Annotated in this window: 9 protein-coding genes; 5 read left to right on the plus strand and 4 right to left on the minus strand. The window is 72.0% G+C overall.

What is annotated here, in order from left to right:
- Nucleotides 1-137: 137 nt before the first annotated feature.
- Genes ABZ671_RS31780 through ABZ671_RS31795 form a run of 4 tightly spaced genes read right to left on the minus strand, consistent with a single transcriptional unit; the run spans nt 138 to nt 3,567 of the window.
- Nucleotides 138-899 (minus strand): phosphotransferase, encoded by a 762-nt coding sequence (locus tag ABZ671_RS31780; RefSeq protein ID WP_357865026.1) that lies wholly within the window; start codon nt 897-899, stop codon nt 138-140.
- Nucleotides 900-903: 4 nt separating this feature from the next.
- A complete protein-coding gene (locus ABZ671_RS31785; RefSeq protein WP_357865028.1) occupies nt 904-1,611 on the minus strand; it encodes a VTT domain-containing protein in 708 nt (235 codons plus the stop codon).
- A complete protein-coding gene (locus ABZ671_RS31790) occupies nt 1,608-2,330 on the minus strand; it encodes a glutamine amidotransferase (protein WP_357865029.1) in 723 nt (240 codons plus the stop codon). Before ABZ671_RS31790 ends, ABZ671_RS31785 begins: the two co-directional genes overlap by 4 nt.
- Nucleotides 2,320-3,567: a MurT ligase domain-containing protein gene (locus tag ABZ671_RS31795; protein ID WP_357865040.1), complete on the minus strand. Its 1,248-nt coding sequence runs from the start codon at nt 3,565-3,567 to the stop codon at nt 2,320-2,322. The genes ABZ671_RS31790 and ABZ671_RS31795 overlap by 11 nt, the downstream gene beginning before the upstream one ends.
- Nucleotides 3,568-3,922: 355 nt before the next feature.
- Between ABZ671_RS31795 and mraZ the strand changes: the two genes are divergently transcribed.
- From mraZ to ABZ671_RS31820, 5 genes are all read left to right on the plus strand, one after another.
- Nucleotides 3,923-4,354, plus strand: a complete 432-nt coding sequence (gene mraZ, locus ABZ671_RS31800; protein ID WP_357865031.1) for a division/cell wall cluster transcriptional repressor MraZ — start codon at nt 3,923-3,925, stop codon at nt 4,352-4,354.
- A gap of 208 nt (nt 4,355-4,562) precedes the next feature.
- Entirely contained in the window at nt 4,563-5,672 is a 1,110-nt protein-coding gene (gene rsmH / locus ABZ671_RS31805; protein WP_357865033.1) for a 16S rRNA (cytosine(1402)-N(4))-methyltransferase RsmH, read from the plus strand.
- Nucleotides 5,669-6,268 (plus strand): hypothetical protein, encoded by a 600-nt coding sequence (locus tag ABZ671_RS31810; protein ID WP_357865034.1) that lies wholly within the window; start codon nt 5,669-5,671, stop codon nt 6,266-6,268. Before rsmH ends, ABZ671_RS31810 begins: the two co-directional genes overlap by 4 nt.
- Nucleotides 6,269-6,271: 3 nt before the next feature.
- Nucleotides 6,272-8,500 (plus strand): penicillin-binding protein 2, encoded by a 2,229-nt coding sequence (locus ABZ671_RS31815; RefSeq protein WP_357865036.1) that lies wholly within the window; start codon nt 6,272-6,274, stop codon nt 8,498-8,500.
- 598 nt (nt 8,501-9,098) lie between these two features.
- Entirely contained in the window at nt 9,099-9,563 is a 465-nt protein-coding gene (locus ABZ671_RS31820; RefSeq protein ID WP_357865038.1) for a peptidoglycan-binding domain-containing protein, read from the plus strand.
- The last annotated feature ends 192 nt before the right edge of the window (nt 9,564-9,755 follow it).

Consider the following 9,755-nt stretch of genomic DNA (forward strand, 5'->3'; position numbering starts at 1 on the left):
GCTGCTGCTCCTCCTGGACGCCCAGGGCATCGCCTGTTCGACCGGCTCGGCGTGCCCGGCCGGGGGGGCCGCAACTTCAGGGAAAGTGCGGCCTCCCCGCGCCGGAAGGCCGCACTTTCCCTGAGGTTGTGCGGATCTCACCGGGCGCTTAGCGCCGCCTCGACCGTTAAGCGGTGTTGGAGCAGCCACTGCTGCCAGTCGCGTACGGCGGAGACCGCGCCGGCCGCGCGGAGTTGGCGCATGCCCGGCTCGTTCCGGTCGGCACCGGCGTCGATGCCCTGCCAGGTGCCCTCGATCTGGTCGAGCATCACGTCGAGCAGCTCGTCCTGGGGCAGGGGGACATCGGACCCCGCCGCGTCGTAGGCGTCGCAGAGCAGCCGGCAGCGCCGGCCCAGCTCGCCCGGGTCGGCGTCCCCGCCCAGGGTGGCCCAGTGCCAGCTGGCGAAGGCGACGTCCTCGATTCGCCGGCCCGGCCCGGCCAGGTCCCAGTCCAGCAGGGTCACCGGCAGCATCCCGGCTGGCGTGTCCCGGTAGACCGTGTTCTTCGGCGACAGGTCCCGGTGGCAGACGGTCTCCGCGCCACCGGCCAGCGGGCTGCCGGCGCAGGCGTCGTGCAGGGCCCGAATCAGTTCGGCCAGCCGGGTCAGCGCGGCGCCCGAGAAGAAGGACAGGTGCTCTTGGTCGCGCCAGGGCACCCGCCCGGCGACGTGGGCCAGGACCTGCCGACCCCGCTCGTCCATCCCGAGGTACGCCGGTGCCAGGCCGGGCGCGGTCGCGGCCAGGTGCCGCAGCAGGGCCACCACGAAGTCGAGGTTCGCCGGCGGAATGCGGCGGACGGTGTCGCCCACCCGGACCACTTCGGCGATGAACCCGCCGGGCAGCCGCTCCTCGACCACCATCAGCTCAGCTCGCCCCCAGGCGGCGCTGCCGCTCCGCCTGCCACCAGCGGTGAATGATGATCACGCTGGCGATCAGGCCGAGACCGGCCGGCGCGGCGGCGTACCAGTTGACCGGGCCGGGGGAGGTGGCCGCGGCGCCGATCGCCGCGTAGCCGATGGCGGTGGGGGCGGCAGCGATCACGCTGCCGGCCAGGTACGGCAGCGGCCGGGCACCGGTGGTGCCGTAGCCGTAGCTGACCAGTCCGTACCCGGCGATCGGCAGCAGCCGCACGGTGATCACCCCGAACAGGCTCTGCCGGGTGAACCAGCCGTCCAGCCGGGCCAGCCGGCCCCGGACCCGCTCAGCCACGAAGTCCCGGCCCAGCAGGCGGCCGATCGCGAAGCCGAGCGCCGCCGCGAGCGCCGCCGCGCCGACGGAGTACGCGCCGCCCGCCAGCGGGCCGAAGATCGCGCCCGTGGCGAGCGTGACGAAGGTACGCGGGACCAGCACCACCATGAGCAACGCGCCGCCGACGACGGCCGTGACCGGGGCGTACCCGCCGAGGGCGTCGGCGAGTTGGGGCAGCTCGGCCGGGTCCGGTCGGGGCACCAGCAGCAGGGCCACCCCGAACCCGGCCAGCAGCAGGAGCAGCAGCCCGAACCGGCGTGCGGACGGCTGTCGGAGCAGCCGCGCGAGCCGGTGCGCGGACGGCCGCCGGGCGGCGGGATTCATGCCCGGGCGGACGCGGCCACCGCGGCGCGGCGCTCGGACCGGAGCCGGTCGGCCCAGGTGTCGTCGAGCGCGGGAAGCTGGTGGATGCCGGTCGCCCAGCGCAGCAGCAGGTCGGCCAGGGCCGGGTTGCGGGCCAGCGCCGGGCCGTGCGAATAGGTGCCGAGCAGCTTGCCCCGCCAGGCGCCCTCGGTCACCCCGTCGTTGCCGACCCCGGCGGTGACCCGAGCCAGCGGCGACACCCCCGGGCCGAGCCGGGTCCGCCCGCCGTGGTTCTCGAACCCGGTCAGGTAGGGGATGCCCAGCCGCGCGTCGACGTCGCCGGCCAGCTCGCCGACGGCCCGGGTGGGCGCCCGGTCGGAGGAGATGTCCAGCAGCTCCAGACCGCGGTACTGGGTGCCCTTGGCGAAGAACGAGGTGCCGAGGAGTTGGTAGCCAGCGCAGACGCCGAACACCACCGAGCCCTGGGCGACAGCCCGGTGCAGGCCACCGTCGGCGATCAGCCGCTGCGCGCCGAGCGCCTGCGGGCCGTCTTCGCCGCCGCCGAGCAGGTAGATGTCGGCGGTGGCGGGCAGCCGCTGGTCGGAACGGACCTCCAGCACCTCGACCGGCATGCCGCGCAGCTGGGCCCGACGGGCCAGGATCAGCGCGTTGCCCCGGTCGCCGTAGGTGGACAGCAGGTCGGGGTAGATCCAGACGATGCGCAGGCTCTCAGTTGACACGGTCCAGCTCCGCTCGGATGTCCTGGAAGGCGGTGTAGTTGGCGATGACCTCCAGCCGGCCCGGTGGCACCGCCCGGATCGCTTCGTCGAAGCTGCGTACGTGTTGGAACGGCACGTCGTTGACGTCGAGGCGGACGGCCAGGTCGTACGCCCGGTCGCCGGTGATCAGCACCTGCCGGCCGCGCAGCGGCGCGAAGTCGACGTCGTAGAGCCAGGAGGTGTCCATCCCGTCGGGCTCGCGCGCGTTGATGGACAGCAGAGTCGGCGCCACGTCGGCCATGTCGAACGCCTCCAGCCAACTGGCCGGGTTCTTGGCCAGCAGCAGCCGGATGTTGCGCCCGTCCCGGTCGACCTGGGCGTAGCGGCCGGCCACCGAGCTGACCGTGCCGAGCCGCACGACCGCGTCCACCGGCCGTACGCCGAATTCGGCGGCGACGGCGAGTGCGGTGGCCGCGTTGCCGAGGTTGACCTTGCCGGGCAGCTGGAGCTGCACCTTGTGCCAGGCGCCGGTCGGGTCGAGCACGCCGTCGTCCTCGACGGCCCACTGCGGCTCAGGGCGGCGCAGCGGGCAGCCGGTGCACCGCCACTGCTCGCCGGAGCGCTGGATGGTGGAGCCGCACTCCGGGCAGACCCACGAGTCGTCGTGCCACCGCTGGCCGGCGCTGAACCAGGTGACGTGCGGCGGGATGTGCCCCTGGGCCGGGTCGGCGGGCGGCGTGGCGGCCCAGACCACCAACGGGTCGTCGGCGTTGGCGACCACCCGGACATCGGGGTGCCGGACCAGCGCGCCGCGCCAGAGCTGCGCCATCATGGCGACTTCCTTGGCCCGGTCGAGCTGGTCGCGGGAGAGGTTGAGCAGGGCCACCACGTGCGGCTCGGTGGCTTCCAGCACCTGCGCCAGGTAGTGCTCGTCGACCTCCAGCACGGCGTACGGGGTGCTGCCGGCCTTGGCCAGCGCCGAGGTGTGGCCGGTGGGCATGTTGGCACCGAAGGAGTTGGTGGCCACCCGGCCGAGCACACCGACGGCGGCGGTGGTGAGCCGGGTCGTGGTGGTCTTGCCGTTGGTGCCGGACACCAGGGCGATGGCCCGTCCCGCCGAGAGGTGGGCGAGCAGGTCAGGGTCGATTTTGAGGCCGATCCAGCCGCCGATCACCGAGCCGTCGCCACGGCCCGCGGCCCGGGACAGCGCCGCGGCGGTCCGTGACACGGAGCTGGCTACCTTTGCCCGCAGGGGCATTTTCGCGTCCGTCACGCGAGCGAGGTTACCGGACCCCGGCGTCCGCCAGATCGCTGCGGACGGCGAACCGTTCGGGCGGAGGCACCCGTCGGACGGTTGTCGGATGCTCGGCCGGACAGAGTCGATCTATGTCGGGTTGCGGACGCGCCGCGGGGGGCGGCCCGGCCCTCCACTCCGCTCCACCCCCTTTGACGTGCTCTTTTGTGCGCGAAATCGCCGCGTCGCACAGGCGTTTCCGGTTGCGGGTGGAGGGAAGTGGAGTAGAGTGGGGCGCGATGGTGAGGCCGGGAGGGCCGCACCGGCCCGGGGGGTCAGCGGCGCCGCGAACGCCGCTCAGGGCGAGGGGGTTGGGCCGATGTTCCTCGGCACCCACACCCCACGCCTGGACGACAAAGGCCGGCTGATCCTTCCGGCGAAGTTCCGGGACGAGCTGGCGGGGGGTGTCGTGATCACCAAAGGGCAGGAGCGCTGCCTCTACGTGTTTCCGATGCCCGAGTTCCAGCGGATCACCGACCAGTTGCGCGCGCAGCCGATGACGAGCAAGGCGGCCCGGGCCTACAGCCGGGTCTTCTTCGCCAGCGCGCACGACGAGGTGCCGGACAAGCAGGGGCGGGTCACCATTCCCGCGCACCTGCGGTCCTACGCCGCCCTCGACCGGGAGCTGGTCGTGATCGGCGCGAGCACCCGGGTGGAAATCTGGGACAAGGCGGCCTGGGAGGCCTACCTCGCGGAGAGCGAAGACGACTTCGCCGACATCGAGGAGGGGGTGCTGCCCGGCGGTCTGTAGGGCGTGACGGCGCCCGACGTACTGCGAGATCTCCAGCCGCTTTCGAGTTCCTGGCACCCCTTCCCCGGTGCCAGGCGCACGATCCGATCGGAGGGCCGCGGCCTCCGGCGGGCGGGGAGCGGATGGGGATCTGGCGGTACGGAGGGGCGTCGTGGCGACGACGGACGCGGCACGGACGGAAGTTGGTTTTCAACCAGTGGGGGTCGACATGGGGGAGCTACGCGGCACGCACGTGCCGGTGCTGCTCGAGCGGTGTCTCGAGCTGTTGGCCCCCGCGCTGGGCCGTGACCGACGCACCGTGCACGTCGACGCCACGCTGGGCCTGGCCGGCCACGCCGAGGCGGTGCTGACGGCGCATCCGAACACGGTGTTGATCGGCTTGGACCGGGACACCGAGGCCCTCGCCCACGCGCGGGTCCGGCTGGCGCGGTTCGCCGACCGGATCCACCTCGAGCACGCCGTCTACGACGAGCTGCCCGACGTGCTTCAGCGGCTCGGCTACCCGGCGATCGATGGGATCCTGTTCGACCTCGGGGTGTCGTCGCTCCAACTCGACGCACCCGACCGCGGGTTCGCGTACGCGCAGGACGCGCCGCTGGACATGCGCATGGACCAGACCCGGGGGGTGACCGCCGAGGAGGTGGTCAACACCTACGCCCATCCGGACCTGGCCCGGCTGCTGCGGGTGTACGGCGAGGAGAAGTTCGCCGGGAAGATCGCCTCGGCGATCATCCGGGAACGGGAACGGGCGCCGATCACCTCTTCGGCGCGACTGGCCGAGCTGGTCCGGGAGAGCATTCCGGCGCCAGCCCGGCGAACCGGGGGACACCCGGCAAAGAGAACGTTTCAGGCTTTACGCATCGAGGTAAACCGAGAGCTGGCAGCGCTGGAGACGGCGCTGCCAGCCGCTCTCGACAAACTCGCCGTGGGTGGCCGCGTGGTGGTCCTGTCCTACCACTCGCTGGAGGACCGGCTCACCAAGCAGGCGCTCGCCGACCGGGTCCGCAGCAAGGGCCCGGTCGACCTCCCGGTCGAGCTGCCCGGGTCGGGCCCGACGTTCCGGCTGCTCAGCCGGGGCGCCGAGCTGCCCGGGGAGGCGGAGGTCGCCGCGAACCCCCGCGCCGCCTCGGTGCGGCTGCGGGCTGCGGAACGGCTCGACCCGGAGGCGGCCCGGCAGGGGCGTACCGACCGCGAACGGTACCGCCGCCGGGTGAAGGCGATGCACCAACCGGGGACGGGGTCGCCGGGATCCGGCTCGGATCCGCGATCGGCCCAGGGGGACGGCAAGGGGACGGACGAAGAGGGGGAGGGGACATGAACGTCAAACAGCGCGACGGCCGGGACGCCGTCGGGCAGCGCGCACCGCGGTCGGGGGGCCGGACCGCGGCGCAGCGCACCGCGCGGGCGGGGGCCGCGACGGCGGGGGCCGACCGGCACGACCGCCAGGGAGAGACTCGCGCCCGGGGGGCGCGCGAGTTCCCCACCCAGGGCAGCGCCGCGCTGCGGCCGGCCGAGCGGACCCGACCGACCGATACGCCGGCGCCACGGCTGCGGGTTGCCCCGCCGCCGCCGGTGTCCGTGCCGCGGGCTCCGTTCGTCGTCCTGATCCTGGTCCTGGTGGTCGGCGGGGTGCTCGGCATCCTGGCGGTCAACACCAAGATCAACGAAAACGCGTTCAAATTGCGGGAGCTGCAGCAGCAGCAGGCCAAGCTCGACGGCGACCAGCAGCAGCTGGAGAAGGAGATCGCCGACCAGAACGCCCCGGGCAACCTGACCGCCAACGCCCGCAAGCTCGGCCTGGTCGAGTCGGCGGATCCGGCGTACATCCGGCTGCCGGACGGCAAGATGATCGGGGTGCCGCACCCGGCGGAGGGCACCCCCGCCATCACCAGCCAGCAGGGCAACGGAGACTGAGTCATGCCGCCGAGGTCGGAGGAACCGCGCCGGGACGCCACGGGCTCCCGGCGCGACTCGTCCCGGGGCGGCCGGGACGACGTGCCCCGCTCCGGCGAGCCCCGGATCGGCGGGATCTCCGACGCGCGGGCGTACACGCCGCGGGGGCGAACCATCCGGGAGGGGGGCAGCGCCACCCGGACCGGGGCGGGCGGGGGCGGCCAGCAGCGGCGTACCCCGCGCAGCAGCCGCTCCGGGGACCCCTTCCGGCCGGCGTTGCAGGTGCTCGACGGCGGCCGGGCCGGGACGACCCGCACCGGCCGCCGGGAGACCGGGGCGGGCGGCCGGGCCGGGGTGGTGCGGTCCGTGTCGGCTCGGCCGGTGCGGGAGCCCTTCGACGACGACGACGAACCGACACCGTCGCGGCGCTCGCCGGGCCCGCGCCGCCCGCAGCGACCCGCCGCCCGCCGGGCGTCGCGCAAGCCGCGCCGCCCACCGAGACTCGCCGATCCGCGTCGCCGGCTGCGGCTCGGCACGCTGCTCGTCCTGGCCCTCTTCACCGTCATCGGCATCCGGCTGATCATCCTGCAGACCCTCACCCCGCCGGCGTTCGCCGACGGCGGGCTGAACAAACGGGTGGTGTCGGTCGAGCTGCCGGCCCCGCGCGGGGCCATCTACGACCGGACCGGTGCCCCGCTGGCGCACAGCATCGAGGCGCGCTACGTCTTCGCCGACCCGACCATGATCGAGGAGAAGGACCGGATCACCACCGCGAAACGGCTCTCCCCGCTGCTCGGCGTGCCCGCCTCCGAACTGGCCGAGAAGATGAAGCGGCGCAAGTTGCCCGGCACCACCAAGGATTCCCAGTTCGCCTACCTGGCCCGCGGCGTCGACATCGACAAGGCTAAGCAGATCATGGCGCTGGACCTGTACGGCATCGGCGTGCACCGGGACGAGCGGCGCGAGGTGCCCGGCGGTGACCTGGCCACCAACCTGCTCGGCTTCGTCAGCCAGGACATGGTCGGGCTGGAGGGCCTGGAGGCGAAGTACGACGACCTGCTGGAGGGCCAGCCCGGCAAAAGGACGTACGAGGTGGGGCGGGGCGACCTGGCCGCACCGATCCCGGGCGGCTACAGCGAGACGACCGAGGCCAAGCCGGGCGGGTCGCTGGAACTCACCATCGACCGCGACCTGCAGTTCCGCGCCCAGCGCATCCTGCGTAACCAGTTGGAACAGATCCGGGGCAGCGTCGGCGCGGCGGTGATCATGGAGATCCCCTCCGGCGAGGTGCTGGCGCAGGCGAGCTACCCCGGCTACGACGCGGCCGACCCGGGCCGGGTCAACTCCCCGGCCGATCGGGCGGACGCGGCCACCAACTTCGTCGTCGACCCCGGCTCGATCCACAAGGCGATCACCTACGGTGCCGCCCTCCAGGAGAGCGTGATCACCCCGGACACCACCTTCCCGGTGGCCAACACGATCACGAGGGGCGGCGTGCCCTTCGAGGACACCCATCCGGCCAACGGGCGGCGGATGAGTATCCCCGGCATGCTGGCGTTCTCGTCCAACATCGGGACGATCGAGATCGCCGAAAAGCTGGGCCGGGACCGCCTGATCGACTACCAGAAGCGGTTCGGGCTGGGGCAGCCCACCGGCGAGGGCATGCCCGGGGAAGCCCACGGGCGGCTGCTGCCCGCCGACGAGTGGAGCGAATCGTCGTACGGGTCGGTGCCGATCGGGCACAGCGTGGACGCCACCCCGTTGCAGATGGCCGCCGCGTACGCCGCGATCGCCAACGACGGCACGTACGTCCAGCCGCACCTGATCAAAAACGTGATCGGCCCGGACGGGAAGCGAACGCCGGGCGCCGCCCCGGTCACCCGGCCGGTGCTCAGCTCGCAGAACGCGGCCGCACTGCGCCGGATGCTGGAGGCGGTCACCACGATCGACGGTCCGGAGGGGCAGGCAACCGGCCTGGCCGCCGCCGTCCCCGGCTACCGGGTGGCCGGCAAGACCGGCACCGGGTTGCGGTATGTCGACGGTAAGCGCCAGCCCGGCGCGGTCGGCTCGTTCGTCGGGATGGCGCCGGCCGAGAAGCCGAGGTACGTGGTGGCGGTCTTCGCGTGGAGCCCAGGCGGCGAGGGCAGCGCGGTGGCCGCGCCGGCTTTCCGCGAAATCATGGGCTTCACTCTCCACCATTACCGGGTGCCGCCGTCGGCGGAACCGGCACCGAAATTCACCGTCTTCCCATAGGCCGATCCCGATGCCGATACTGGCAGTTGGCGCGTGGCAGGCCCGGCGCACTGCTCGTTGTATTTCCCGCGTTCGTCCAGACGGCACTGGCCGTAATCCGCGTGCGGGGAAAAGGGTCAGCCGCCAGCCTCTCGACGTTTGTGTCGCGTTTTGAGCAGCGCAACGTCGTGTTGCCCGCTCCGCATTTCGCAGACCTGGGTTAATTGTGTCTGTGTGCCATCACGCCGCCCGGGTCGAAGGTTGGAGCTGTTGGTGATGGTCGGCCTGGGTGGCGGACGCGGGCGGGCTCGTTTGGCGGCGCGGGGGCAGGTGCGCTCGCGTCGGGCGGGAATCAGCAGGGCGGCGATCCGATCCGGAACGGGGTCGGCCGCAGTGGACGGTTCGGCGGTCTGTGCGCCGGTCGTGCCGGTAGGTGCTGCCCACACTGCCGGTAGGCGCGGTGAAGACACGACGGCCTTGTCATGGATGATCTCCCATATTAAGCTGCCCTGGAAAGGCTGGCGCTTACAGGCAACGGCTCCGCTGCAGCTTTATGTATTGGCGGATGTAGCGCCCAGAAAATGCAAAAGTCGAGGTAGTCGACCCTACGGAGGTCAACATGACACTGCTCAGACGACGTGCTGTCCGGCTTGCCGCCGCAGTAATCGCCGCCGTGCCCTTCCTCACCGTCGTCGCCGCAGTGCCGGCCAACGCCGCATCCAGCTCCTGCACCAGCACCTCAAAATTCTGGGTCGGTGACTATCCGTTCACGATGCCGTCCGTTGGCACCAATACCGGCAACGTCAACTGCGTGCTGTCGAAAGGCAATCAGAGCGGGGCCGTTTCGAATCTTCAGAAGCACCTGAACTCGTGCTACTGGTCCGGATCCACCGCCGGCATGCACCGCAGCGTGTTCAGTACCGCCCTCGTGGTCGATGGCGTCTACGGGTCCGCGACGGCCGCCGCCCTCACCGCCGTTCAGAGATATCACTCGATCGGCGCTGACGGCGTGTACGGTCCGGAAACCCGGCGCACCATCCTCTTCGCCACCGACAGCTTTGTCTGCCGGGCCTTCGGTTCGTGACACCAGCACCGATGTGCCCGGGGAGTTGACCGGCTTCACGGCGGCGCGATGATCTCCTGCGTCGACGGCCTTGCGCTATAGAGCCACGGCGAAGCATCCTTTGCCTGCGGTTTGTCCGCATCTCCGGTCAGTGAGTCGATCGCGCGCACACGACACACAGACCGGCTAGGGCAAGATAAGAAGTGCACAAGT

The organism is Micromonospora sp. NPDC006766 (genome assembly GCF_040636055.1).
GTDB lineage: Bacteria > Actinomycetota > Actinomycetes > Mycobacteriales > Micromonosporaceae > Micromonospora.